This is a genomic window from Streptomyces sp. NPDC049970 (assembly GCF_040660235.1).
Lineage (GTDB): Bacteria > Actinomycetota > Actinomycetes > Streptomycetales > Streptomycetaceae > Streptomyces.
Genome location: NZ_JBFALP010000001.1, coordinates 270,375 through 294,531 on the forward strand (window position 1 = coordinate 270,375; position 24,157 = coordinate 294,531).

A 24,157-nucleotide genomic window follows, 5' to 3' on the forward strand; every position below is an offset into this window, starting at 1 on the left:
CACCCCGGCCACGCGCGACCGGGCACGCAGGCGCCGTACCCCGCCCACACACAGCCGGGACCGCAGCAGCCGCAGCCCGGCCACGCCGGGCCGGCGCCCTACCCCGGCCCGGTGTCCCAGCCCGGTCCCGCGGGGCAGGCGCCGTACCCCGGACAGCACGCGCAGCCGGGCCCGCAGGGGCCGCAGTCCGGCCCGGTTTCCGAGCCCGGTCCCGTGGCGCAGGCGCCTTACCCCGGACAGCACGCGCGACCTGGTACGCAGGCGCCGCAGCCTGGTCCCGCGCAGCCTGGTCCCGCGCAGCCTGGTCCCGCGCAGCCGGGACCGCGGCAGCCGCGGCCCGCGCCCGACTCGCGAGGGGCCGCCCAGGCCTCCGAATCGGGCCGGCTGCTCCAGTACCGCTTCGACGGTCCCGAGGACGCCCCCGTCCTCGTCATCGGGCCCTCGCTCGGCACCACCTGGCACATGTGGGACCGCCAGATACCCGAGCTCGCGCAGCACTGGCGGATCTTCCGCTACGACCTGCCGGGCCACGGCGGGGCCCCCGCCCATCCCGCGGCCTCCGTCAGCGACCTCGCCGACCGGCTGCTCGCCACGCTGGACAGCGTCGGCGTCCAGCGCTTCGGCTATGCGGGCTGCTCCATCGGCGGCGCCGTCGGTGCCGACCTCGCGCTGCGCCATCCGCACCGGATCGCCGCCCTCGCGCTCGTCGCCGCCTCCCCGCGCTTCGGGACAGCGGACGAATTCCGTCAGCGCGGGGTGATCGTCCGTACCAACGGGCTGGAGCCCATCGCGCGTACGTCCCCGGAACGCTGGTTCACCCCCGGTTTCGCGGCCGCCCAGCCCGCCATCGTCGAGTGGGCCGTCCAGATGGTCCGCACCACCGACCCCGGCTGCTACATCGCCTCCTGCGAGGCACTGGCCGCCTTCGACATCCGTACGGAACTGCCCCGCCTCGGGGTCCCGACCCTCGTCCTGGTGGGAGCTGAGGACAAGGTCACCGGCCCCGCCGAGGCCCGGAACCTGGTCGCGGGCATCCCGGACGCGCGGCTCGCCCTCGTGCCCGGCGCCTCCCACCTGGCCCCGGTCGAGCAGCCCGGCGCCGTGACCGACCTGCTGCTCATGCACTTCTCGACTGCCTGGCAGGACACCCTGGCGTCGATCCCCGTACCGCCGTCACCCGGCTTCGCCGCACCGTTCGCCCCGGTGGTCCCCGTAGCGGAGATCGCGTCCGCCGCCGGCCTGCCCGACGCCTCCGCGACGGGACGCAGCGACCTGTACGACCGGGGGATGAAGGTCCGGCGTGAGGTGCTCGGCGACGCGCACGTCGACGCCGCGACCGCGGCCTCCGACGGCTTCACCGAGGACTTCGAGGAGCTCCTCACCCGCTACGCCTGGGGGGAGATCTGGACCCGCGAGGGCCTCGACCGCAGGTCCCGCAGCTGTGTGACCCTCACCGCGGTCGTGGCGTCCGGCCATCTCGGGGGCCTAGCGCAGCACGTCAGGGCGGCCCTGCGCAACGGGCTGACCCCCGTGGAGATCAAGGAGGTCCTGCTCCAGACGGCCGTGTACTGCGGTGTTCCTGCCGCCGGCGCCGCGTTCGAGATCGCGCGGTCCGTCATCCAGGAGGAAACCACCCCGCCCGCGTAGCAGGATGGTGGCATGAACGCCTCGCCACTCACCCTCACCAAGAAGACCCACTCCTGTGTCCGCCTGGAGCGGAACGGGCAGTCGCTCGTCATCGACCCGGGCGGGTTCACCGAGCGGGACGCCGCGATCGGCGCCGACGCGATCCTGGTGACCCACGAGCACCCGGACCACTTCGACGAGGCCCGGCTGCGCGCCGCTCTGGAAGCCGACCCGGCCGTGCACCTGTGGACCCTGCGCAGTGTGGCCGAGCAGATGTCCGCCGCGTTCCCGGGCCGTGTCCACACCGTCGGCCACGGCGACACGTTCACCGCCGCTGGACTCGACGTGCAGGTGCACGGCGAACTGCACGCGGTGATCCACCCGGACATCCCGAGGGTCACCAACATCGGCTTCCTGGTGGATGGGTCGGTCTTCCACCCGGGTGACGCCCTCACCGTGCCCGACCAGCCGGTGGACACGCTGATGCTGCCGGTGATGGCCCCCTGGAACAAGATCTCGGAGGTCATCGACTACGTGCGCGAGGTCGGCCCGCGCCGTGCCCTGGACATCCACGACGCGCTCCTCACCGACCTCGCCCGGCCGATCTACGACACACAGATCGGCGCCCTGGGCGGAACGGACCACGGACGGCTGACCCCCGGCGACGCGACCCGTCTCTGACCCGGCTGTCAGTGGGAGCGGCTAGGTTTACGGCATGCGCATCGCCACCTGGAACGTCAATTCGATCACCGCCCGGCTCCCGAGGCTGCTGGCCTGGCTGGAGAGCAGCGGCACCGACGTGCTGTGCATCCAGGAGACCAAATGCACGCTCGAGCAGTTCCCCGCCGAAGCCCTGCGTGAGGCGGGCTACGACTCCGCGGTCAACGCCACGGGCCGGTGGAACGGCGTCGCGCTGCTCTCCCGCGTCGGCCTCGCGGACGTGGTGACCGGGCTGCCCGGCGGCCCGGAGTACGAGGGCGTGGAGGAGCCGAGGGCCGTCTCGGCGACCTGCGGCCCCGTCCGGGTCTGGTCCGTCTACGTACCCAACGGCCGCGAGGTCGCCCACGACCACTACGCGTACAAGCTCCGCTGGCTGGAGGCCCTCCAGGGGGCCGTCGCGGACGATGCCGCCGGAGCGCTGCCGTTCGCCGTCCTCGGCGACTACAACATCGCGCCCACCGACGAGGACGTCTGGGATCCGGCGGTCTTCGAGGGGGCCACGCACGTCACCCCCGCCGAGCGTGACGCGCTCGCCGCGCTGCGCGGGAAGGGGCTGTCGGACGTGGTGCCGCGTCCGCTCAAGTACGACCACCCGTACTCCTACTGGGACTACCGCCAGCTCGCCTTCCCCAAGAACAGGGGCATGCGCATCGACCTGGTCTACGGCAACGCCCCCTTCGCGGCGGCGGTCAAGGACAGCTACGTCGACCGCGAGGAGCGCAAGGGCAAGGGGGCGTCCGACCACGCCCCGGTGGTCGTCGACCTCGAACTCTGACGCTCCGGTGCTCGGCGGGACGGCCGCGGCGGGATGCCGGACCCGCGCGGTCCGTCCCGTGACAGGTCAGTGCACGGAGAAGCCGCCGTCGACGAACAGCGACTGTCCGGTCACGTAGGCCGAGGCGGCGCTCGCCAGGAACACGGCGGCGCCCTCGAAGTCCCCTGCCAGTCCGTTGCGCCCCACCATCGTCCGGGCCGCCAGCGCGGCCACCCGCTCCGGGTCCGACGACAGCCGCTCGTTGAGAGGGGTCATCACGAACCCGGGCACGAGGGTGTTGCACGTGACCCCGTACGGCGACCAGGCCTCGGCCTGTGAACGCGCCAGCGACTCCAGCGCACCCTTGGAGACGCCGTAGGCACCGCTCTGCACGAACGCGCGGTGCGCCTGCTGCGAGGTGATGTGGATGATCCGTCCGAAGCCCCGCTCGGCCATGCGGGGCCCGAAGCGACGGCCCAGCAGATGCGGTGCCTTGAGGTTCACCGCCATCGTGGTGTCCCAGACGTCCTCGTCCAGCTCGCCCATCGGTGGCCGCAGGTTGATGCCCGCGGAGTTGACGAGGATGTCGGGTTCCCCGAACACGGCGGCCGACTCCTCCGCGGCGATCCGTACGCCCTCACTCGTCCCGAGGTCCGCGCTCACCCAGGACGCGCGGCAGCCCTCGGCCGTGAGTTCGCGGGCGGTCCGCCTCAGCTCCGCCTCCCCGCGTGCCACGACCACCACGCCGGCGCCCGCCCGGGCTAGGGCCCCGGCGATACCGCGGCCGATCCCGGAACTGCCGCCGGTGACGACGGCGACCCGGCCTTCCAGCGAGAAGAGTTCGGAGAGATAGTTCTGCGAGGTCATGCTCCGTACCCTAAGCACGTGTCCGGATCATGCCCGGCCGGGGCCCGGGTCCCGACCGCCGTGAGCGTGACGTGTCCCGGGGCCCGCCCGACGCCCGCCCGTCAGGAGACGTCGCCGCGGACACTGTCGCCTAGGAGCCCGTCGGTGTAGGTCACGTACTCCGGTGCGAACGTGCCCTTCCCGGTGACGGTGCCCGTCAGGTTCTCTCCCGGGGCCAGAGCGACCGTGGCGATCTGGTTCTCGTCCACGGCGAGTTCGGCCATGTGCCTGCTGCCGTCGGTGGCCGTGATGGAGAAGTACAGCGGGTTGACGCCGATCGCCTCCGTGCCGTTGTTCGTGATCGTGACCCGCACGCTGGTGTAGTCGGTGCCCTCGGCGAGGGCGCTGCCCTCGAAGGCGGTCCTCCTCGCGACGACCTTCACCGGCCCGTCGGCGGGCTCCTCCGTCGCCGATTCGTCCGCCTCGGCGCTGTCTGCGCTGGCTGTGCTGTCACCCCCGCCCGGCCCGGTGGCGGACTTCGCGGCGGCCGGTCCGGTTCCGGACGCCGACGAGCTGTCCTCCCCGCCACCGAGGAGGGCGGCGCTGCCGATGGCGAAGACGATGACCAGGCCGACGACGCCGAGGCAGCTGAAACCGACGATCTTCCCGGCGCGGCTCTTCCTCGGTTGCTGCCGCGGTGGAACCCACCCCGGCTGCGGCTGCTGATATGACATGTGCCCCCCAAGGACGGTTCGTGAGGGCCCGACCGTAGCGGCGCGCTCCTGAGCGCGGGAAGTGGATGTTCCGGTGGTGACGGAGTCGTGACCGAAAGGTGGGGGCCGGGGGGAGACGTCCGTGGAGGCCCGCCGCACGGATACGTTCGTCCGGTTCACCCGGGCTCCCCGTCATAGGCTGGAAGGTGGGCACTTTCGTCCGGCGATGCGATGCTTGTTCGTATCGTGGGCGATCGAATGAACCCGATCCGTTCCTTGCGCGCCTCGCACTTCCCGGAGCGTCGTTCACACCCCCTGAGGTGCGGCGACCTGGAGCCGGTTCTGTGTCATGGTGATCCTCGAGGCGGCGCTTCAGGGGGAGTTGTCCCTTTGGGGCGGCGGGGCGCAGTGGGAGTCGACTGGGAGATGGTCATGGGATACGCAGGCACGTCGGAGCCGGCCGCGGCCGGCAAGCAGGTAGGGCGCAGTGCGTCCGCCTCCCGGTGCGGCCCGTGGGGCACCGCCGACGCGCCCCGGGGAAGCCGGTCATGAACATCCCCTTCCTCGACAACTGGCGCAAGCGCCACGGCGCTACACGGCAGGCGGCGCTCGCGGCCGGCGTCCGGACCGATCCGGAGGGTGTGGCCGAACTCTTCGCGGAGTGCGAGTTGCTGCGCGCCCGTGCGGCGCAGTGCGGGCTCGAACTGGACGACAGTCCTGCCTCGTTGTCCGCGCTCGACCAGCTGCCGCCGATCTGGCGCGACGACCCGGAGGAGCTGCCCTGGGTGGGCAACGACGCCGGTCTCTACCTCGGTACCGTGCTCGTGCGGACCGTTCCCGGAGCCGTCTGGGACATCCTCGCCGGCGGGAAGCCAGTGGTGCGGCTGTCCTCGGGGCGCGAGATCGACGTGGTGGCCGCCGGTCTCGACTGGGCGATGACGGGCAGCCCCGAGCTCTCCGAGATGTACGCGGAGTCCGCCGAGAGCGGGCCGGAAGCCAAAACGCGATAAACAGCCTTATGAGTGGCCGGTGCGTGTCGGCCCCGAAGTGCGTGTCCGCCCCGGATAGTTTTCGCTGACCTCGACACAAGCGATAAGTGGGTAGGGCAGCGTATGGCCGTCGATCCGTTGATCGAGCTGCGGGACGTCAACAAGTACTTCGGGAAGTTGCACGTGTTGCAGGACATCAATCTCACCGTCGGCCGCGGGGAGGTGGTGGTGATCATCGGCCCTTCCGGATCGGGCAAGTCCACGCTCTGCCGCACCATCAACAGACTTGAGACGATCGAGTCCGGCCACATCGCCATCGACGGGCACCCGCTCCCCGCGGAGGGGAAGGGGCTCGCGCAGCTCCGGGCCGAAGTGGGCATGGTCTTCCAGTCGTTCAACCTGTTCGCCCACAAGACCGTCCTCGCGAACGTCACGCTCGCCCAGCTCAAGGTCCGCAAACGGCGCAAGGACGAGGCCGACCAGCGCTCCCGGGAGCTGCTGGAGCGGGTCGGTCTGGCCTCGCAGGCGGACAAGCTCCCCGCCCAGCTCTCCGGCGGGCAGCAGCAGCGGGTGGCCATCGCCCGCGCCCTCGCCATGGACCCCAAGGCTCTCCTCTTCGACGAGCCCACCTCCGCGCTCGACCCGGAGATGATCAACGAGGTCCTGGAGGTCATGCGCCAACTGGCCCGGGAGGGCATGACCATGGTCGTCGTCACGCACGAGATGGGGTTCGCCCGGTCGGCGGCCAACCGCGTGGTCTTCATGTCCGAGGGACGCATCATCGAGGACCGCACACCGGAGGACTTCTTCACCGCCCCGGAGAGCGACCGCGCCAAGGACTTCCTGTCCAAGATCCTCAAGCACTGACAGGGGGCACCGTGTTGCGTACGAGGAACATCGCGGCCCTGCTGGTCTGTCTCCTGGTCGCCGCGCTCGCCGCGGGCTGCGGCAGGGAGGGCAGCCCGCCGGTCAGGGGACCGAAGGCGGAGGCCTTGCCCCGGTACGAGGTCGACACCGCGTTCCGGCTGCCGGATTCCAGGACCTGGAAGAAGGCCAAGAAGCGCGGCTACCTCGTGGTCGGCGCAAAGGAGGACCAGCCCTACCTGGGTGAGAAGGACCCGGCCACCGGTGTCTACTCCGGCTTCGACATCGAGATCGCCCGCATGATGGCGGCCTCGCTCGGCTTCGAACCCGACACGATCCGCTTCCGGACCATCGCCTCCGCCAACCGGGAGACGGCACTCCAGAACGGGCAGATCGACTACTACGTCGGCACCTACACGATCAACGACATGCGCAAGAAGCTCGTCGGCTTCGCCGGGCCGTACTACATGGCAGGGCAGGGTCTGCTGGTGCGCACCGACGAGAACGACATCCACGGCCCGCAGGACCTGGCCGGCAAGACCGTGTGCTCGGCCGCGGGGTCCACGCCCTACCAGCGCATCGCCGCCGACCACCCCGAGGCGGATCTGGTCGCATACGACACGTACTCGATCTGTGTCGACAACCTGTTGACCTTCCAGGTCGACGTCGTCACCACCGACGACGCCATCCTGCTCGGCTTCGCGGCCAAGGCGCCCGAGGAGATGAAGGTGGTCGGCAAGCCCTTCTCCCAGGAGCCCTACGGCATCGGCGTACCGCGCGGCGACAACGCGCTCCGCCTCGCGCTCGACGACGCGCTGGAGGCGAACGAGAAGAACGGCAACTGGAAGAAGGCGTTCGAAGCCACCCTGGGCCTCTCCGGGGTGCCCGCGCCGACACCGCCGCCCATCGACCGCTACCCGGCGAACTGAGGGGTCTGCCACCACCATGGACGTACTGACAGACAACTTCTCGCTCTACGCCGAGGGCTTCCTGGGCACCCTGGAACTCACCGTCTACGCCTCGGTCCTGGCGCTCGTGCTGGGCTTCGTGATGGCCTCCTTCCGGGTCGCGCCCGTCGGCTCGCTCCGGGTGATCGGCACGGTCTGGGTCATGGTCCTGCGCAACACCCCGCTGACCCTGCTGTTCTTCGCCGTGCTGCTCGGCCTGCCGCGCTTCGGCCTGGTCCTGCCCTTCCAGGTCTTCGCGGTGCTGGCTCTCGGCTGCTACACGTCGGCCTTCATCTGCGAAGCCCTGCGGTCCGGTATCAACACCGTGCCCACGGGCCAGGGCGAGGCGGCGCGCAGCCTCGGGATGTCCTTCGGGCAGACGCTCGGCAGCGTGGTGCTGCCGCAGGCCTTCCGGTCGGTGATCCCGCCGGTGGGTTCCACGCTGATCGCCCTCGCCAAGAACTCCGCGATCGCGGGGGCCTTCAGCGTCACCGAACTGCTGGGCACCTACAAGACCCTCAACGAACTCGGCTACAGCATCATCTGGACCTTCGTCTGGATCGCCGTCGGCTACCTGATCATCACCCTCGCCATCAGTGCGCTCTTCAACGTGATGGAGAAGCGCTGGGGAGTCGCCCGATGACCCGCTCCACCGCCTCCGCCACCGCGCTCTACGACATCCCGGGCCCGGCGACGCGCAAGCGCCACTTCGCCTACGGGGTCGCGTCGACAGCCGTGATCGTCGCGCTGCTCGGCTGGCTCCTCTACCTGCTGTTCGACACGAACCAGTTCACCAGCCAGAAGTGGACACCCTTCATCTACAAGGGCATCCAGGAGCTGCTGCTGCGCGGGCTCGGCAACACGCTCAAGGCCTTCGCGTACGCGGCGGTCCTCTCCCTGGCCCTGGGTGCCGTGCTCGCAGTGGGGCGGCTCTCCGACCACAGGCCGGTGCGCTGGCTCGCGACCCTGCTGGTCGAGTTCTTCCGGGCCATGCCGGTGCTGGTGATGATCTTCTTCATCTTCGTCGCGCTCAAGGTCCAGCCGCTGCCGGCACTGGTGGCGGGCCTCACCCTCTACAACGGCTCCGTGCTCGCCGAGGTCTTCCGTACGGGAATCAACTCGGTCGAGCGCGGCCAGCGGGAGGCGGCGTACGCGCTGGGGATGCGCAAGACCCAGGTCACCACCCATGTGCTGTCCCCCCAGGCGGTCCGCGCGATGCTGCCCACCATCATCAGCCAGCTGGTCGTGGCGCTGAAGGACACCTCGCTCGGCTATCTGATCACCTACGAGGAGTTCCTCCACGCGGGCAAGCTGATCGCATCGAACCTCGACTACGGTCTGCCGTTCATCCCCGTGGTCATGGTGATCTCACCCATCTACATCGGGATGTGCATGCTGCTCTCCTGGTTCGCCACCTGGATGGCGAGACGCCAACGGCGCAACCCGAAGACGGAGGGCACGGGAGTCGCCTCCGCGGAGTCGGGGCCCTTGTTGCCCGGGGTCCGTTAGCCGTCGGCCGAATCCGCCCGGCAGCAGCCGGTGATCACTTCTCGCACCGTGGAACCGGGACACCACCCGTGCCCGGTCGGGGAGAAGGTCAGCTGTGTGCCGGTCGGGTAGCGGCCGAAGTGATGAGGACCGGCGTCGCCGGTCATGAGGGCGACACGGGACGGGCCCGGAGACCTCGGGTGCGGAGCACGACTCCGCACCCGAGGGGAAACGGCCTTCCCGGTGCCCGTCCGCACAGAGGATGAGGGGGCGTTGCCGACCAGTCCGCATCCATCCGGCCCCGCGTCGCGCAGTCAGGCGACGCGGGGCCGCTTTCTACTGTGCGGGCGGCGGCGGTCGCGTACGGCTACCGTGGCAGAGCGGTTCCACCACGTCAGGGCCGTACGCCTGCGAGTTGAGGGCCTTCAGGAACCGGACGGAGAAGCCGCTGCGGTGCTTGCGTCGCAACTTCTCGTGGTTGCGATGAGGCAACGCGTGGCGGCCTGGTTGGCGCCTGGCTGGTGAGGCGCGCTGCCCGCAGGACATGAATACCGGACGCGTCCCCATTTCGCGAGCAGGTTGCGGAACGTTTGTTCGACTCTGTAAAGATTGCCGTGTGGCAATTGAGAGAGAGCCCTCATCGCGCTCGTCCGAGGAAGGGGGTCCGGTCCTGGAGGCCGTCGGCGACGGTGTCGTGCTGGTCCGGGTCCGGGGTGGCTTGGACAGCTGGGCGGGCTCCGCCGAGCTGGTCGAGGTGCTGACGGCTGTGGCCGACGGCGGAGGGCGGCGGACCGTGGTGGATCTGTCCGGCGTGGACTTCGCCGACTCGGCCGGTCTGCACGCCTTGCTGCACGCCCAGCGTAAGTACGACAAGGCGGGGGTCACCCTGGTGGTGGCCGGTCCGCTGAGCGTGAAGGTCCGCCGCCTGCTCGAGGTCACCGGCACTCTGGGTGCCTTCCGGTTCGCGGACGACGTCGACGCGGCGATCGCCGAATGAGAGGCGTCCGTCCGCGGGGGCGGCGTGTGAGCGGGTTTTGGACGGGCATGCGATGAAAGTGATCCACGGGGAACGAGAGGCAGTGGAGTACGGCACTGGTCCGGCCGATGGGCTGGACGAGTCCGTTGCTGCTCCTGCTCCTGTTCCTGAGAACGCGGCCGCGGCGCGCGACGCTGTCATGCGGCTCCTGACGTCACAGTTCTGCGGAGAGGTCGGCGAGGGGCTGGCAGACGACGTGGTGGTGGCCGACGCACTGCTGGTCACGTCGGAACTGGTGACCAACGCCGTCCGGCACGGCGGTGGACTCACCGGATTCGCGGTCGAACTCACCGACGAGGGACTCCGTGTCGCGGTCGCGGACGCAAGCCCGGAGCTGCCGGTCTCCGGCGACACCGATGCCGAGACCTGCGGTGCCGGGCGCATAGGGGGGTATGGGTGGGCCCTGGTGCGCCGACTCGCCAAGCGGGTGTCGGTCTCCGTCCATCCCGGGGGCAAGCGCATCGTCGCACTGATCTCCCTGGCGTGATCAGTGCCTGCCCCGACCGCACGGACCGGCGCCGCCTTCGTGGGTTCTCGGTGCGTGCGCCATTTCGAAGTCGCCCCCTGTGGCCGTCAGGGGTTCCACCAGCGGCCCGGGTCTCCCGAAGGGGATCACCGGCGTCGGCCATCGGCTGGCAGCCGACCCGACGCCGGCAGGTCGATCGTCCAGCCGCGCAGATTCGGCCGTCGGTGGATGAACCGCCTGTTCAGCTCACCCGTAGTGCCAGGTGAAAAGGCCCTGCCACCGACATGGAACAGGAGAACCCCACGATGCCTGAACAAGGTGGGGGACCAGCTGACCCGGGCCCCCGGACCGCTGTCGGGCGGGCCGCACGAGCCCTGATCGAGCTGTCAGCGGTTGAGCGAAATTTCGACAATCCCACGCATAACGTCCACGGCGAGAACAGCAGGCCCCGAACCGGTCCTCAGTCGCAAGGGGCCCTGGCGCGGGCTGCCATCCGGTATCAGCCGGCACCAGTCTCGAGCAATCCCGCCGGCGGACCACAGGCCAGTTCCGAGCCCGACAGGCGTGCCTACGACCCGGTACGGGAGGCCGCCAACAAATCCTCCCCCAGAGCGCCGCGCCGCTGAGAACCTGCTGGCCTTGAGGGAATGTTCGGGGCGAAAGGCGTGCGGGCCCGCCGACCGTCAGTCGGTGGGCCCGGCAGATCGCCAATCGTCAGTGGCCGGTATTCGGTTCGCCTGCACCCAGGAGTGCGACCGCAGCAGCGCCCACCGCATGCGGTGGCCCTCTCCTCCGACCAGGTGGGGGTCGAGGCAAACGGGTGCCTGGAGGGTGGCGCCAGGCCCGCCGACAAGGTCCCGGGTGGCGATTCCGTGTGGCTGTGGGGCGGCCTGATCACACCTGATCGAACCTACGCCGGAACCGACAACACCCAGGGCCCCGCCGCCGGATTCGCGAACTCGGCTGTGGAACCGAGCGGGCAGAGCGCCTCCGGGGCGGCGGCTTAGCTCTCGCCGATCGGGCGCGGAGGACGCCAGTGGGGGCGTGTGTGGAGTTGTCACCGGTGACTGCGATGATCGCCCTGCGCAGCGTGGGCAAGCTGGAACGGCGACTCCGGGGTGGCTCGAATGGATACGTGGCAGGAACTTTCGACACTGGTGGAAGAGCGGCTGAAGGCGGCGTCGGCCGGCGAGCGGGGCGTGTTCGCCACTGGCGTCGCAGAACGCCTGATGCGCCGGCACGAGGCCCTCCCGGAGGACGAGCAGGGTCCGTTCACCGTGAGCCTGCGACCGCTGCTGAATTCCGTGTGGGAGGGCGTCCTCGGTGACTCGACGGCCTTCTCGGCGGTCAAGCGCGGTGTCGGCGAGTACATACTCAGCGACCACTGCCACAACGACGGCCAGGACGGGCCGGATGACGCGGACGAGCCGGCTGCGGCGGCCACCTTGCACGCCGCACATGCGCACCTCTTCACCTGCCAGGAATTCGCCGTCTGGAACAGCAACCGCGCAGTCGAGGCGATCGACCAACACCTTGAGTACCTGGCTGAGCAGGGAGAACACGAACCCCTCGTCGACACGGACGAGGCGCTCGCCTCCGAGTTGCAGCGGCAACTGCGGGATCTGGACCTCATCGCGCGCTACTCGAAGGATCTTCGCCACGTCGGCTCGGGACTGCCCGTCGACACTTCCATCCGGCTCCGGGTGGAGCTGCGCGCTCCTCTCTCCAGTCGGGGGTGAGCTCTCAGGGAGCCACCGCCTCGTCCTCGGGCGGCGTTGTGTGACGCCCAGGAGTACGCCTCAGGCGTCGTCGAGGCCGTGACTTCGTTCACCTCTCGCGGTTCTTGCGCACTTTCCGTCCACCCGCCCCGCCGGCCGCCGGACCCGGTCCCCCGCGGAGGCGGCGCCGGTGCCGTCTCCGCACCGTGCGGTGGGGCGCGAAGGTGAGCCCGGCCCCCCCCGAGGCGCCCTGGCGACCGGCAGCCACGGCATCAGCCGGCACCGCACCGTCGCGGGCTGGGCTGGGCGGGGCCGGGCGGGGCCGGGCGGCAACAGTCGCGTCGGCTGAACCGCCCGAGCCCGGAAGGCGGTTCTGCCTACGCGTTACGGCGTCCACGGCGGCGCAGTGTGTAGAGGCACAGCCCTCCGACGCCGGCCATCGCGGCGCCGGCGGCGGCGATCAGCGGGGTCGTGGAGCTGCCGCCCGTCTCCGCCAGGTCCTCGGTGCCGGCGCCGTCCTTCTTCGCCTGCCGCGGTGCCGCGGGCGCGCCGGCGTCGGAGCCCTTTTCGGAGACGGGGGCGCCTTCACCGCCCTGGGCCTGCGGGGCGGGCGCGGCGGTGTTGCCCTGTTCGGCGGAGCCGGCCGCGGGGGCGGGCACGCCGTCGAGGCTGACCGACACGGTGGCCTTGCCGTCGCCGGACCGGCCGACCTCGACCTCGACCTTGTTCTTCTTGTCGGTCAGTGTGGTGATGGCGTCCTCCTTGCCCTCGCCCTCGCCCGGAGTGGGGTCCAGGAGCCGGGACTTGTTGTAGTCGCCCCCAGGCGCGAGGTAGGCGTGCACGCCCTCGACGGCGGCGTCGAGGTTGCCGTCCTCGTCGTCGGTGTACGTCGGGTCCTCTTGGCGGTACTCCACGACCAGCCGGTCCTTGCCCAGCGGTATGTCCAGGGCCCGGACACCGCCGGCCTCACCACCGAAGAGTGCGTCGAGGGTGAAGGTGGCGGACTTCTTCACGGTGACGGCCTGGCCGCCGGGCAGCCAGCCCCGGCTGATCAGCTCGGGAGCGGCGAAGCCGACGCCGGGGCCGCCGCTGCCCATGGGGGTCTTGCCGCTGTATCCCTCTCCGGTGGTGCACTTGGCGAGGTCGCCGTCCGGGCACTCGTCGCGCTTGTGGTGGCCGAAGCCCTGGTTGTGTCCGAACTCGTGGACCATGGCGCCCTTGCTGATCTTGCTGTCCTCGCCGACCTGGAGCCAGGTGTTCGGACCGGGCACGGAGCCGAGTCCGGCCCAGCCGCAGTCGCTTCCGGCGCTCGGCTGCAGGATGGAGATGCTGTCGTAGTCCTCGTCCGCCGTGTAGCCGTCGGCCTCCGCGGCCTCGGCGGCCGCCGTGCGCACGGCTCCGGCGTCGCACGGGTTCTGCGGCAGGTCCAGTTCGTACGGTCCGACGACCCCGTCCGTGGCGGCCGGGACGTACGTGAAGGCTCCCTGGGAGACCTTGGTGTAGTAGCCCGCGATCGACTGGGAACCGCCGAAGTACTCCTTCTTGGCGTTCTCCTTGACCGCCTCCGCGTCGGAGTGCTTGACGTCCTGGAAGTCGACCACGACCACGAGCACCCGGTTCTTGGCCGGGGTCTCGTCGGCAGCGTGGGCCGCGGTGATCGCGGTGCCGGCGGCGAACACGGCGGTCGTGGCTGCGACGGTGGCGATTCTCGTACGGGCGCGCTGGTGCATGGGGGTCCTTGTGGGGTTCGGTGAAACGTTTACGGGGGTGGGGAGTGCGCCCGCACACCCCCGTCCCGCCGCTTTGCCGATCCTTTACCCAACTGCCCGCGGCGGTGTCAGCCGGGTCCGGGGACGTCCTCCTCGGGAAGCCCGGCGAAACGGCCGTCGAACAGCGCCCCGTCGTAGCGGAAGCCGAACGAGGGGGAGGCGTAGTAGTGGTGGTTGGTCCCGATGTCGGTGGTGTGCTCCACGCCGTCCTCGGCGTTCTTCCAGTCGTTGAGCCCCAGGTACATCCGGTCGCCCCGCTGTCTGAACCGCGCCTCACCGGTGCCCTCCGGCTGCCACAGCCCCCACAACTGGTGGGAGTCGGCAGCGGAGCAGACCGTCTGCACGACCGGGGCGTCGTCGGTCTCGGTGCCCTGGTTGGCCAGGCACTTGCCGGTCCCGGCGTTGCGTATCTGCACCCGGCCGTCGTCGTTCGGCCGCAGCAGGTCCCACACCTGGTCGCGGCCGCCGTCGCAGGGCGCCTCCCGCGCCTGGACACCGGCGGCCCCGCTGCCCCCGGGTATCTCCATGCACCTGCCGGTGGACGCGAGCCGGAGTCTGGTGCGGTCCTCTGCCGCCGGGAGCCGTTCCCGAGGGGACGGCGAGGCGCTCACGGAGGGAGAGGGACTCGCGCTGGGGGTGCGGCTGACACGGGGGCTGGGCGAGGGGGATGCCGCCTCCGTGGGGCGCGCGAGTACGTCGGCAGGCCCGGACGGGTCGGCCGTCGGGGATTCCTCCGCTCCGCCGGGCAGGAGGAACAGGCCGCCGACCACCAGGGCGGACGCGGTGACCGCGGCGGCGCACAGCAAGGCGGCCTTCCCTCCCGTGGCGGACGCGGCAGACGCCCCTCCACCGCCCGCCGACGCGGCCGCCGCGCCGCTGCCGGCCGCTCCGAGCTGGGCGGTGACATAGGCATGGCCACCCCAGAGCAGCAGTCCGGCGGGCAGAACGGCACCCAGCCGGCTGTCCAGGTAGGTGAGTTCGGTGAGTGTCCGCCGGCAGTTCTCGCAGTGCTCCAGATGCCGGTCCAGCCGTCGGTCGCGCCGGGTGCCGCCGCGGCGGACGGCGGCGCCGAGCAGCGAGCCGTGGCGCCGGCACTCCTCGCCGCGACTGCCGCTCTCGGCGTGCGCGCTCAGGTACGCCTCACGCAACCCTTCACGGGCCCTCGCGGTGAGCGAAGTGACACCACTCGGGCTCAAGCCCAGCAGCACGCCTATCCGTTCGGCGGACTCGCCCTCCACCACGCTGTGCCACAGGGCCGCCTGCCAGCGCTCCGGCAGGGCGCGGAAGCCTCGGACGATCATGTCCCGGTCCTCCAGCGCGACCATCCGCTCGTCGCCGCCGGCGTACTCCGCACTCCCGGCTCCCGGTCCGGCGCCGGTCGCCCCCGTGTCGAGCCACTGCTCGAAGTCCTCGCGCAGCTCGGTGCGTCGGGCGGTGGCCGCCCATTCCCCGGCGGTGTGCCGCACCACGGTGAGCAGGTAGGGCCGCCAGGCCGCCTCGGGCCCGGCACCCGACCGCACCGCGCGCAGGACGCGGGCGAACGCCTCCGAGGCCAGGTCCTCGGCGGAGTGCGGATCGCGGGCGAAGGTACGGGCATAGGTGAGGACGGCCGAGTGGTGGCGTCCGTACAGTTCGGCGAGTGCCGCCGGATCCCCCGACCCTCTGACCTCTCGACCGAGTTCTGCGTCCGAACGCGGGTCGGCAGACACCGCCGGATCGTCGCGGCGGTGCCGCTTGTGTGTGCCAGTCATGCGGAGACCTCGTCCAGGGCGCTGTTCCATGGGGGCCGGCGCCCGTCTCGACCGGACCGGGGCCCGTCCCGGCAGAGCCCGGAACGACGACGGCGCGGGCAACGCTCACGGTAGTGCCCACCGCTTCCACCAGGCCCGGCGGATGCACCCGGTACGCCGACAAGGCCCCTGGCCTGGCCGACGGGGCATGGTGCCCGGGCGGCCCGAAGAAGGCCTGCCCGCGGCGGAGTTCGCCATGCCAGGGATTCGTACGGGCCGGCCGGCCCGGGCCCGCGCTCGTCCGGCGGCCATGAGGCCGAGCACGATGTTGCGCAGGTCGTCGTTCATGAGCGGGCATACCGGCGCTGTTCGGACACGTGGCCGGTGCGGTCCTGACGATCCGGGTGGGGTGGCGCTACCCTGCGCGGACGTTTCTTCATCGGAGGTACGGATGCGTCGTCCTGTCGGCCGGAATGTGTCGTTGCTGAGCGTGATCGCCGTCATCGGTTCGCTCGGCGCCGCGGCTCCCGCGGAATCGGCACCACCTGCGCCGCCTCCCAAGTCGCCGGTGGCGGTGGGGTACGGGGGAGCCGTGTCGAGCGTCGACGCCGACGCGTCGGCGGCCGGTATCGAGGTGCTCCGCAAGGGAGGCAACGCCGTCGACGCCGCCGTCGCCACCGCGGCCGCCCTCGGGGTGACCGAGCCCTACTCGGCGGGGATCGGCGGCGGCGGGTACTTCGTCCACTACGACGCCAGGTCGCGCACCGTCCGGACCATCGACGGCCGGGAGACCGCCCCCCGCAGCGCGGACTCCTCGCTCTTCCTGGAGAACGGGCAGCCGATCCCGTTCGACGACGCCGTCACCAGCGGCCTCGGGGTCGGCACCCCCGGCACCCCAGCCACCTGGCAGAAGGCCCTCGACGCCTGGGGCAGCAAGCCGCTGAGGCGACTGCTCGAACCCGCCGAGCGGCTGGCCCGGGACGGATTCGTCGTCGACGAGACCTTCCGTTCCCAGACCGCGGCCAACCAGGCGCGGTTCGCCGACTTCCCCGCGACCTCCGACCTGTTCCTGCCGGGAGGTCAGCCACCGGTGGTCGGTTCCGTCTTCAAGAACCCCGACCTCGCCGGCACCTACCGCACGCTCGGCCGTGAGGGCGTCGACGAGCTGTACCGGGGCGCGCTGGCCCGGGACATCGTGAAGACGGTGCGCAAGCCTCCCGTGGACCCGGCGGCGACCAGGGTGGTACGTCCGGGAGACCTGACGACCGCCGACCTGAAGTCGTACCGCGCGCTGCACCAGGCACCGACGAAGGCCGCCTACCGGGGGCTCGACGTGTACGGCATCGCGCCCTCGTCGTCCGGTGGGACGAGCGTGGGCGAGGCGCTCAACATCCTCGAGTCCACCGACCTTTCGAAGGCGAGCGAGACGCAGTACCTCCACCGGCTCATCGAGGCGAGTCGGATCGCCTTCGCCGACCGGGGGCGCTGGGTCGGCGACCCGGCGTTCGAGGACGTGCCCACCCGCGGCCTGCTCAGTCAGCGCTTCGCCGATTCACGCGAGTGCCTCATCAAGGACGACGCGGTCCTCACCAGCCCGCTCGCCCCGGGCGATCCGCGCGACCCCGCACGCTGCGCGACCGGAGGAAAGGCCGCCCCGACGACGTACGAGGGTGAGAACACGACGCACCTCACGACCGCCGACAAGTGGGGCAACGTCGTCGCGTACACCCTGACGATCGAGTCGACGGGCGGCAGTGGGATCACCGTGCCGGGTAGGGGCTTCCTGCTCAACAACGAACTGACCGACTTCTCCTTCGCCCCGGCCGACCCGGCGGTCCACGACCCGAATCTGCCGGGCCCGGCCAAGCGTCCGCGCTCGTCGATCTCGCCGACGATCGTGCTGGAGCACGGGAAGCCGGTACTCGCCCTCGGCTCGCCCGGCGGCGCCACGATCATCACGACCGTCCTGCAGTCGCTGACCGGGCACCTGGACCGCGGGCTCCCGCTCGTCGACGCGATCGCCGCGCCGCGCGCCAGCCAGCGCAACTCGGCGACGACCGAGATCGAGCCCGGCCTGTGGGACAGCCCGGTCCGCGCGAAGCTGGAGGCGCTCGGGCACGTCTTCAAGGCGAACCCTGAGATCGGCGCCGCCACCGGTATCCAGCGACTGCCCGGAGGCCGCTGGCTGGCGGCTGCCGAAAAGGTGCGACGGGGCGGCGGCTCGGCCATGGTGGTGCATCCGAGCGGCCGTTCCTGACGGCTCGCAGCGCCTCGTCCTCGGGGCCGGTACGGCGCGGACCCGCGCCGTACCGGCCCCGAGGACGTGCGGCGGGGCCCGTCCTCGCGGTGCCGCTTCGGCAGGGAGGCCCCGCCAGGGTCCTCCGCGTCCAGCGAAAGGAAACCTCCCACGGTGCGTACGCCAATGCTCGCCCTCGTCGCAGCCTCGGGCGCGGCCGTCCTGGCCGCCTCCGCGCTTCCCGCCTCCGCTCGTTCCGAGCCGACCACCGGGAACGGGAGCGAGGGAACGGTCGGTGCGGCCGAGCTGCTGTCCCGGGTGAAGACCTGCGACCGGATCTCCCACGGGCTGTACCGGAAGGACCAGGGGAGCCCGGCGAAGATCCCGGTGTGCGGGACGGAGCGGGCCGTGTTCTGGAAGGCCGACATGGACATCGACTGCGACGGCCGCACCACGGCCGTCTGCAACAGCAGGACCGATCCCTCCTTCCAGCCCAGGACGGCGTTCCAGACGTCGGCCGGCAAACCCCTCGACTCCAGTCGGCTGCCCTACATCGTGGTGCCCGGCCCCGGCCCGCTCTGGAAGTACGCCGACCACGGGATCAAGGGCGGCGGAGTGGCCGCCGTCATCCACGGCGACAAGGTCCGGTACGCCGTCGTCGGGGACACCGGGCCCACCGGGATCATCGGGGAGGCCTCGTACGCCACGGCCGAGGGACTCGGGATCGATCCCGACCCGAAGAGCGGCGGTACGGCTTCCGGAGTCACGTACATCCTGTTCCGCGATTCCGTCGTGTCGCCCGTCGAGGACCATGCCGCGGCCGTCGAGAAGGGCGAGGCGCTCGCCCGCGAGTTCGTGACCGCCGGCGGCTGACGGCCGGACAGGGGGGAGCTGCCGCCCACGCGGCGCGGGCCGAGTAGGGTCGCGCCCGTGACTCTCCAGGACTTCGCACGCAGTGAGTACGTCAGCCTGACCACGTACCGGAAGAACGGCACCCCCGTCGCCACGCCCGTGTGGGCCGCGGCCGACGGCGGCGTGCTGTACGTCTGGACCCGGTCCGACTCCTGGAAGGTGAAGCGGCTCCGCAACGACAGCCGGGTCCTCGTCACGGTCTGCGACGTACGCGGCCGGATCTCCGAGGGTGCGCCGAGCGCGGAGGGGACGGCCCGGCTGCTCGACGGCGACGGGACAGCCGCGGTGCGCAAGGTGCTCGCCCGCAAGTACACCTGGAAGTTCTGGATCGTGGACTGGCCGGCCATGGTCGTACGCCTCGGCAAGCGCCCGCACACGGGCATCGCCGTCACCCTCTGACGGGGGCGCGCCGGGCGGTGTCGCGCTCCGGACGCACCACGCCGGAAAAGCCCGCGTAGTCCTCCCGTAACACGCCTGCGGTCGAATGCCAGCGGACTGGAGTGCTCCAGTCCTGCGGTCGGCGAGGGCGACGGTGACAGTGCATCAACTTGCGTTGGAAGTAAGGGCGTTCGCACAGTACCTACGAGACCTGGTGGCGCTGCTCGATCCGGGGCGCGGCTGGTACGGGGTCTTCGTCACACGCGATCCCGAAGGGATGCGCGCCTGTTTCGACGGCGTCGAGGTGCCGCCCTGGGACGTGGTCGAGTCGTTGCTCCAGGATCTCGCCGCGGTGCGCGGAACCGCGTTCGCCGAGCGGGAGTCCGTCCACGCCGCCGCCCTGTGCGCCGCGTCGGCCGCCGCGCACGACAGGCGCCCCGGCGGACGGCAGGCCCTCGGTGAGCGGCTCGGCTTGATGCTCCGGGAACAGGCTTACGCCGCGCAGCGGTTGCGGGAGGCCGGTGCCATGGACGGGCCCGGTGCGCTGGACGGCGATACGGACGCGGTCGCCTGGGCGCGGGACGACCACGCACGCGCCTCGGCCCGCTGCACGGAACTGCGGAACCGGCTGACCGCGGTGGACCGGGCCGCTCCGGACCGTCCGTTCGGTGAACACCGTGCGCAGGAGTGGATCACGGGGCCCGCGGCCGGTGGTGGGCCCCTGGTTCCCGGCCCGCGCCGACCCTCCGGCCCTCCGGCGGACGACGCGGGCCCCGGTCCGGTGGCGAAGCCCGAGCCCAGGCGGAAGAAGCCGCGCGGAGCGCGTTTCGCCGGCCTGGAGATCGAGGACGCTGCGGAGGCGGACCCGCTCCCACCGGTCGGGTCCGGGCTGCCGGCGGCCTCTCCCGCCGCCGCCCTCCCGCGGGGCGCGCGCTTCAGCGGTGCTCCGGCCGCAGAGGGTGCGGGGCGGCCCGGCCCCAGGTCCACGGAGCCCGATCCCGCCGAGCGGCGCGCCGCCGAGGACGCCGTCGCGCTGCTCGTACGGCTGCGCGCGGAGGGCCGCAGCGGCGAGGCGCACGTCGTGCTCTGCGAGGCCGCAGGCCGGCCCGCCACGCACCTGCCCGTGCTCGCCGATGCCCTGTACGGTGCCGGCCTGGCCGCCGACTGGGCGACCCTGCTCTGGGAGGTGTCCTCCCTGCCGCCCGCCGAACTGGCAGCCGCAGCAGGTGCGTTGGCTGCCGCAGGCCGGGCCGAGGACTGTCGGCAGCTGCTGCGGCAGGGCGTGTCACGGCCGGCGGGCGAGATCGCCGACGCGGTGGTGGCCCTCGGGCGGGCGGGTCTTGAGCCCGAGGCGCGGGCACTGCTGGGCGCGTTCGTCCGGGCGCGGACACCGCAGGACGCGGCCCGGGTCGCGGAGGGCGGCCCGCGCCACCTGGTCCCCCAACTGCTCGCCGCCGCGAGGGAGGTGTCCGCCGCGCGGGAGTGGGACCTGGTGCACGCGCTGCGCGTCGCGGGGATCGCCGTACCGTAGTGCCGGTTTCGTCGGCGTCGCCTGTGGTCCCGGACGCGGCCCGGGCGACCGGCCGCACCGCGTACCCGCACCGGAGGGCGAGCGCGCATCGGTCGAGACGCTCCCCCCGGCACAGCGGCCCAGGCGGCGCGGCGGCCCGTGCGGCGCGGGGACCCTCGGCCGGGCGTCCCGTCACGCACCGGACGCGGTCGCCGCCGTACTCGGCCGACTGCCCGCCGTACCTCCTGGGCGCGTCCGCGACCTCGACACCACTTCCCGCCTCTGCCGACGCGCGTCCCCGCCCCTGGCGACGTACGGTGCTGCTCCCGACGACGCGCGGCCCCGTTTCGTGACACGAGTGGGTGCGGGCGCGGCTCCCGGAGCGGGTGGCCGCAGCCGTCCGACCGCTGTGGCCCATGCACGTCCCCAGTGCGCACAGCCTTGCCGAGAGAAATCTCATTCCACCCTTTAGGGTCGGTCAAGGCATAACCACATAAGTGGTACATGTCACCCCAGTGATGTGGAGGCACCATGCTTACCCAGGAGATGACCCTCACAGCGACCCCTGACCAGACCACCACGCTGAGCGCACTCATGGTGGAGCCCGAGGCGGTCGTCAGCGACGCCCCGCTCTACACCCCGGAGGCCGCGGGCTTCCTGCTCGCGCTCCTGCTCCTGTCCCCCAAGGAGCCGAAGGAGTCCCGGGGCAAGTGAGTTCCCACTCCGCATTCGCCGAGGCGGCCGACGCCCTGGCAAGCAGCGTCCTCGGTGCCCTCGGCGGCACCGGGGACGCTGTGCAGCCGGCGCGGTACGTCGACGACGCCCCCGACACCCTCGCGGCGCTCGCCGCCGTCCGGGTCCTGGGCGCCGACATCTTCAGCCCCCACCTCCTCGCGGGCCGGCCGTTCGAGGCCCAGGACACGGCCGTCGTGGTCAAGGCCTTCGAGGCCTTCCCCGCCTCCGACGCCACGGAGGAGGCGACGGTCGCCCGGCGCGACCACGCGACCGCGACCCTGCTCGCCCGCCTCTCCGGTGACGACACCCTGCGCGCTCTCGCCCCCGAGCCGGCGGACGGCGAGGCCCTCGCCGGAGCCGCCGACTGGAGCGGCTGGTCCGTCCGGATGGCCCAACTCGCCCCACTGGCCACGCTCGGCCTCGACGGCCCGGTGCACCAGGCCGCCCGCGGCGGAGCCCTTCCGCTGAGCCGGGGAGTCAGCCGCTCGATCCTGCGCAGGGACTTCCCCACCGCGGTACGCCTGGTGCGCTGGCTGGCCTGGCTGCGGCACGAAGGCGTCGACCTGCCCCTGGACCCGGACATCGCCGCCGAGCACGTCCAACTGGTGGGCGGGGCAGGCCCGCGCGCCGCCCTGGACCTGGCGATCGCCCGTCACCTCCTCGAACCGCGGCCCGGCACTGCCCGTAAGGCGGCACGCACATGACGACGATCCCCGAGCCGGTCACCACGGCGGCCCGCAGCATGGCGGACCGGGCCCTGTCGTGGCTGCACGCCAACCGTGACCTCGGCGGCCTCCCGCCCGGCACCACCGAGACCATGGCCGACCCCGACAGCGTCTACAAGCCGCTGGGGGAGACCACCCTCGCGGCCTCCCTCATCCTGCGCGACGGGGTCGCCGGACCCGGGCACCTGGCCGCCGCCCAGAGCCTGATGGACTTCACCTGGGAGCAGTTCAGGCACGGCGACATGATCTACGAACGCCAGCTGCGCCATACCCTGATGACGGACCCGCTCGAGATGTACGCCCCCTTCGTACGCTCGGGGTACCGCCACGCCGAGCTCGACCGGCTCCTCGCGCACCGGTCGCGCATGCGGTCGGTGCACAGCGTCGAAGTGCTGCCGAACCGGCGGCTCGCCGTCGCCAACGCCGCCCGCGTGGTCGGCCTGGACCACGCCGAGGACATGAACGCGCTGGCCGCGGCCACCTGGCTCGGGGCGCGGCCGGAACCGTGGGCCGTCAACTGGATCACGGCCTACGCCGTCACGCACACGGTCTTCCACCTCACCGACTGGGGCGGGAACCCCGGCGGGCTGCCGCCCGAACTCGCCGACTACGTACGGACCTGGCTCCCCGTGTGGATCGACGTGTGGCGGGAGGTGGGGCAGTGGGACCTGGTCACGGAGCTGCTCGTCGTCGGCGCCTCGATCGAGGACCCGTACTGCCGGCCGGAGGACTGGGAAGCCGTCGCGGCGCACCAGCACGAGGACGGACTCGTGCCGCGTGACAGCGATCCCGTGGACGACGACCCGAAGCAGCGGTTCACGGACCATCAGCACACGGTCGTCGTCGCCGCCGTCGCCGGGTCCGTCGCGCTCGCCCGGGCGGCTGGGCCGGGGTGACCGCCACATCGTTGACCGGCCGGCTCCGGCCGCTCCTGGCCGCCGCCGGAGGTCCGACGGCGGCCGTCGCCGCGGTGCGGGGTGCCGAGCGCGTGGTGCTCTGCCGCGGTCCGGCCGGCGAGGACAGCAGGTTCGAGACGGGCTCCCTGACGAAGACGTTCACCGCCCTGCTGCTCGCCGAGCTGGCCGCACGGGGCGAGGTCCGGTACGGCGACCGCGCGGACCGCTACCTGCCGTTCAGGCTCCCCGGGCCCCCGCTCACCCTTCTCCACCTGGCGACCCACACCTCCGGCCTGCCGAGGCTGCCCCCGGGACTGCTGGCCCGGGCGGCCCGGAGCGGCTGGCTCAGCAACCCCTACGCCGGCTTCTACGAGGACGACCTGCTCGCCTCGCTGCGCCGCACACGGCTGCGTCACCGCCCCGGCACCCGGGTGCTGTACTCCAACTTCGGCGGTGGCCTGCTGGGCCATGTCCTCGCCAGGGCGGCGGGCGGCACCGGGGGCGACTACGCCGCCCTGCTGGCCGACCGCGTCACCGGTCCGCTCGGGCTGTCCCGGACCGACTGCGATTCCAACACCCCCCAGGTCACCGGGTACTGGCACGGCCGCCCCCGGCCCGCACTGCGGATGCCGGGGCTGGTCGCGGCGGGCGCCGTACGCTCCAGCGCCCGCGACCTGACGCGTCTGCTCGGTGCCCTGCTCGACCCCGGCTCCGTGCCGGACCCCGCGCTGCGCACCGCGCTGGTGGAGGTCCAGCGGCCCAGGCTGAGCGTGCCGAGGACCGGTTCGCGGCTCTGCCTCATCTGGAACCTCCGCCCGCGCCCGGACGGGGCCCTGCTCCACCACTCCGGGGGCACCCGCGGATTCACCGCGTTCGCGGGGTTCCTCCCGGCCTCCGGTACGGCTCTCGTGGCCCTGACGAACACCGCGCCCACCCCGCTCGCGCCCTTCGTCCAGGCCGCGTACGGGACGTTGCGCACAATGGACGCCCGGCCCGTGGACGGAGATGGACCGCTCGGGTGTGAAACATGATCGACTCCGTCGGTTCACGGCGATGGTCTTGCCCCGATGTGTGACGGGGCTTACGTTCTCCTCCTATG

Annotated in this window: 23 protein-coding genes; 19 read left to right on the forward strand and 4 right to left on the reverse strand. The window is 71.9% G+C overall.

What is annotated here, in order from left to right; all coding sequences use genetic code 11:
* Positions 1-384 precede the first annotated feature (384 nt).
* From AB0I83_RS01135 to AB0I83_RS01145, 3 genes are read left to right on the forward strand one after another with little or no spacing between them, the layout of a single operon-like run.
* Positions 385-1,647 carry an alpha/beta fold hydrolase gene (locus AB0I83_RS01135; RefSeq protein WP_363303432.1) on the forward strand — a complete coding sequence of 421 codons (1,263 nt, stop codon included), beginning with the start codon at positions 385-387 and terminating at the stop codon, positions 1,645-1,647.
* Positions 1,648-1,659: 12 nt separating this feature from the next.
* Positions 1,660-2,307, forward strand: a complete 648-nt coding sequence (locus AB0I83_RS01140; RefSeq protein WP_356531714.1) for an MBL fold metallo-hydrolase — start codon at positions 1,660-1,662, stop codon at positions 2,305-2,307.
* A gap of 34 nt (positions 2,308-2,341) precedes the next feature.
* Positions 2,342-3,121: an exodeoxyribonuclease III gene (locus AB0I83_RS01145; protein ID WP_356841564.1), complete on the forward strand. Its 780-nt coding sequence runs from the start codon at positions 2,342-2,344 to the stop codon at positions 3,119-3,121.
* Between the two features lie 66 nt (positions 3,122-3,187).
* Here the strand turns inward: AB0I83_RS01145 and AB0I83_RS01150 are convergent, their stop codons facing one another.
* Positions 3,188-3,967, reverse strand: a complete 780-nt coding sequence (locus AB0I83_RS01150; protein WP_363303124.1) for an SDR family oxidoreductase — start codon at positions 3,965-3,967, stop codon at positions 3,188-3,190.
* A gap of 101 nt (positions 3,968-4,068) precedes the next feature.
* Positions 4,069-4,680, reverse strand: coding sequence for a DUF4352 domain-containing protein (locus tag AB0I83_RS01155; protein WP_363303125.1), 612 nt, complete (start codon positions 4,678-4,680; stop codon positions 4,069-4,071).
* 527 nt (positions 4,681-5,207) lie between these two features.
* Here AB0I83_RS01155 and AB0I83_RS01160 point away from each other — a divergent pair.
* The 8 genes from AB0I83_RS01160 to AB0I83_RS01195 all read left to right on the forward strand — a co-directional run bounded on the left by AB0I83_RS01160 (position 5,208) and on the right by AB0I83_RS01195 (position 12,188).
* The gene (locus AB0I83_RS01160; protein WP_363303126.1) at positions 5,208-5,669 is read left to right on the forward strand and encodes a DUF6278 family protein; all 462 of its coding nucleotides are present in this window, start codon (positions 5,208-5,210) and stop codon (positions 5,667-5,669) included.
* Positions 5,670-5,771: 102 nt separating this feature from the next.
* On the forward strand, positions 5,772-6,515 hold the full coding sequence (locus AB0I83_RS01165; RefSeq protein WP_356531723.1) for an amino acid ABC transporter ATP-binding protein: 744 nt from the start codon (positions 5,772-5,774) through the stop codon (positions 6,513-6,515).
* Between the two features lie 11 nt (positions 6,516-6,526).
* A complete protein-coding gene (locus AB0I83_RS01170; RefSeq protein WP_356531725.1) occupies positions 6,527-7,441 on the forward strand; it encodes a glutamate ABC transporter substrate-binding protein in 915 nt (304 codons plus the stop codon).
* Positions 7,442-7,457: 16 nt separating this feature from the next.
* Complete coding sequence (locus AB0I83_RS01175; protein WP_363303127.1) at positions 7,458-8,102, forward strand: amino acid ABC transporter permease; 645 nt, start codon at positions 7,458-7,460, stop codon at positions 8,100-8,102.
* Positions 8,099-8,968, forward strand: coding sequence for an amino acid ABC transporter permease (locus AB0I83_RS01180; protein WP_363303128.1), 870 nt, complete (start codon positions 8,099-8,101; stop codon positions 8,966-8,968). The genes AB0I83_RS01175 and AB0I83_RS01180 overlap by 4 nt, the downstream gene beginning before the upstream one ends.
* Positions 8,969-9,617: 649 nt before the next feature.
* Positions 9,618-9,944 carry an STAS domain-containing protein gene (locus AB0I83_RS01185; RefSeq protein WP_363303433.1) on the forward strand — a complete coding sequence of 109 codons (327 nt, stop codon included), beginning with the start codon at positions 9,618-9,620 and terminating at the stop codon, positions 9,942-9,944.
* Positions 9,945-10,026: 82 nt separating this feature from the next.
* Positions 10,027-10,470: an ATP-binding protein gene (locus AB0I83_RS01190; RefSeq protein ID WP_363303129.1), complete on the forward strand. Its 444-nt coding sequence runs from the start codon at positions 10,027-10,029 to the stop codon at positions 10,468-10,470.
* Between the two features lie 1,106 nt (positions 10,471-11,576).
* A complete protein-coding gene (locus AB0I83_RS01195; protein WP_363303130.1) occupies positions 11,577-12,188 on the forward strand; it encodes a hypothetical protein in 612 nt (203 codons plus the stop codon).
* 356 nt (positions 12,189-12,544) lie between these two features.
* Here AB0I83_RS01195 and AB0I83_RS01200 read toward each other — a convergent pair whose 3' ends face one another.
* Both AB0I83_RS01200 and AB0I83_RS01205 read right to left on the reverse strand, forming a co-directional pair.
* Complete coding sequence (locus tag AB0I83_RS01200) at positions 12,545-13,897, reverse strand: LAETG motif-containing sortase-dependent surface protein (protein ID WP_363303131.1); 1,353 nt, start codon at positions 13,895-13,897, stop codon at positions 12,545-12,547.
* A gap of 107 nt (positions 13,898-14,004) precedes the next feature.
* Positions 14,005-15,687 (reverse strand): sigma-70 family RNA polymerase sigma factor, encoded by a 1,683-nt coding sequence (locus AB0I83_RS01205; protein WP_363303132.1) that lies wholly within the window; start codon positions 15,685-15,687, stop codon positions 14,005-14,007.
* Between the two features lie 430 nt (positions 15,688-16,117).
* On the opposite strand from AB0I83_RS01205, the gene ggt reads away from it, so the two are divergent.
* The 8 genes from ggt (at position 16,118) to AB0I83_RS01245 (ending at position 24,089) form a co-directional block, all read left to right on the forward strand.
* Complete coding sequence (gene ggt, locus AB0I83_RS01210; RefSeq protein WP_363303133.1) at positions 16,118-17,923, forward strand: gamma-glutamyltransferase; 1,806 nt, start codon at positions 16,118-16,120, stop codon at positions 17,921-17,923.
* 153 nt (positions 17,924-18,076) lie between these two features.
* Positions 18,077-18,775, forward strand: coding sequence for a glycoside hydrolase family 75 protein (locus AB0I83_RS01215; protein WP_363303134.1), 699 nt, complete (start codon positions 18,077-18,079; stop codon positions 18,773-18,775).
* Between the two features lie 57 nt (positions 18,776-18,832).
* Positions 18,833-19,213: a PPOX class F420-dependent oxidoreductase gene (locus AB0I83_RS01220; protein ID WP_363303135.1), complete on the forward strand. Its 381-nt coding sequence runs from the start codon at positions 18,833-18,835 to the stop codon at positions 19,211-19,213.
* Positions 19,214-19,346: 133 nt separating this feature from the next.
* The gene (locus tag AB0I83_RS01225) at positions 19,347-20,723 is read left to right on the forward strand and encodes a hypothetical protein (RefSeq protein WP_363303136.1); all 1,377 of its coding nucleotides are present in this window, start codon (positions 19,347-19,349) and stop codon (positions 20,721-20,723) included.
* Between the two features lie 510 nt (positions 20,724-21,233).
* Complete coding sequence (locus AB0I83_RS01230) at positions 21,234-21,416, forward strand: hypothetical protein (protein ID WP_363303137.1); 183 nt, start codon at positions 21,234-21,236, stop codon at positions 21,414-21,416.
* Positions 21,413-22,141 carry a hypothetical protein gene (locus AB0I83_RS01235; RefSeq protein ID WP_363303138.1) on the forward strand — a complete coding sequence of 243 codons (729 nt, stop codon included), beginning with the start codon at positions 21,413-21,415 and terminating at the stop codon, positions 22,139-22,141. Before AB0I83_RS01230 ends, AB0I83_RS01235 begins: the two co-directional genes overlap by 4 nt.
* Positions 22,138-23,058, forward strand: coding sequence for a hypothetical protein (locus tag AB0I83_RS01240; protein WP_356531744.1), 921 nt, complete (start codon positions 22,138-22,140; stop codon positions 23,056-23,058). The genes AB0I83_RS01235 and AB0I83_RS01240 overlap by 4 nt, the downstream gene beginning before the upstream one ends.
* A complete protein-coding gene (locus AB0I83_RS01245; RefSeq protein WP_363303139.1) occupies positions 23,055-24,089 on the forward strand; it encodes a serine hydrolase domain-containing protein in 1,035 nt (344 codons plus the stop codon). Before AB0I83_RS01240 ends, AB0I83_RS01245 begins: the two co-directional genes overlap by 4 nt.
* Positions 24,090-24,157: the final 68 nt, after the last annotated feature.

What these genes read in the sequence shown, in the direction of transcription:
- AB0I83_RS01140 (WP_356531714.1), top strand. Translation starts at nt 1,660, where the DNA reads ATGAACGCCTCGCCACTCACCCTCACCAAGAAGACCCACTCCTGTGTC.
- AB0I83_RS01145 (WP_356841564.1), top strand. Translation starts at nt 2,342, where the DNA reads ATGCGCATCGCCACCTGGAACGTCAATTCGATCACCGCCCGGCTCCCG.
- AB0I83_RS01150 (WP_363303124.1), bottom strand. Translation starts at nt 3,967, where the DNA reads ATGACCTCGCAGAACTATCTCTCCGAACTCTTCTCGCTGGAAGGCCGG.
- AB0I83_RS01155 (WP_363303125.1), bottom strand. Translation starts at nt 4,680, where the DNA reads ATGTCATATCAGCAGCCGCAGCCGGGGTGGGTTCCACCGCGGCAGCAA.
- AB0I83_RS01160 (WP_363303126.1), top strand. Translation starts at nt 5,208, where the DNA reads ATGAACATCCCCTTCCTCGACAACTGGCGCAAGCGCCACGGCGCTACA.
- AB0I83_RS01165 (WP_356531723.1), top strand. Translation starts at nt 5,772, where the DNA reads ATGGCCGTCGATCCGTTGATCGAGCTGCGGGACGTCAACAAGTACTTC.
- AB0I83_RS01175 (WP_363303127.1), top strand. Translation starts at nt 7,458, where the DNA reads ATGGACGTACTGACAGACAACTTCTCGCTCTACGCCGAGGGCTTCCTG.
- AB0I83_RS01180 (WP_363303128.1), top strand. Translation starts at nt 8,099, where the DNA reads ATGACCCGCTCCACCGCCTCCGCCACCGCGCTCTACGACATCCCGGGC.
- AB0I83_RS01195 (WP_363303130.1), top strand. Translation starts at nt 11,577, where the DNA reads ATGGATACGTGGCAGGAACTTTCGACACTGGTGGAAGAGCGGCTGAAG.
- AB0I83_RS01200 (WP_363303131.1), bottom strand. Translation starts at nt 13,897, where the DNA reads ATGCACCAGCGCGCCCGTACGAGAATCGCCACCGTCGCAGCCACGACC.
- AB0I83_RS01205 (WP_363303132.1), bottom strand. Translation starts at nt 15,687, where the DNA reads ATGACTGGCACACACAAGCGGCACCGCCGCGACGATCCGGCGGTGTCT.
- ggt (WP_363303133.1), top strand. Translation starts at nt 16,118, where the DNA reads ATGCGTCGTCCTGTCGGCCGGAATGTGTCGTTGCTGAGCGTGATCGCC.
- AB0I83_RS01230 (WP_363303137.1), top strand. Translation starts at nt 21,234, where the DNA reads ATGCTTACCCAGGAGATGACCCTCACAGCGACCCCTGACCAGACCACC.
- AB0I83_RS01240 (WP_356531744.1), top strand. Translation starts at nt 22,138, where the DNA reads ATGACGACGATCCCCGAGCCGGTCACCACGGCGGCCCGCAGCATGGCG.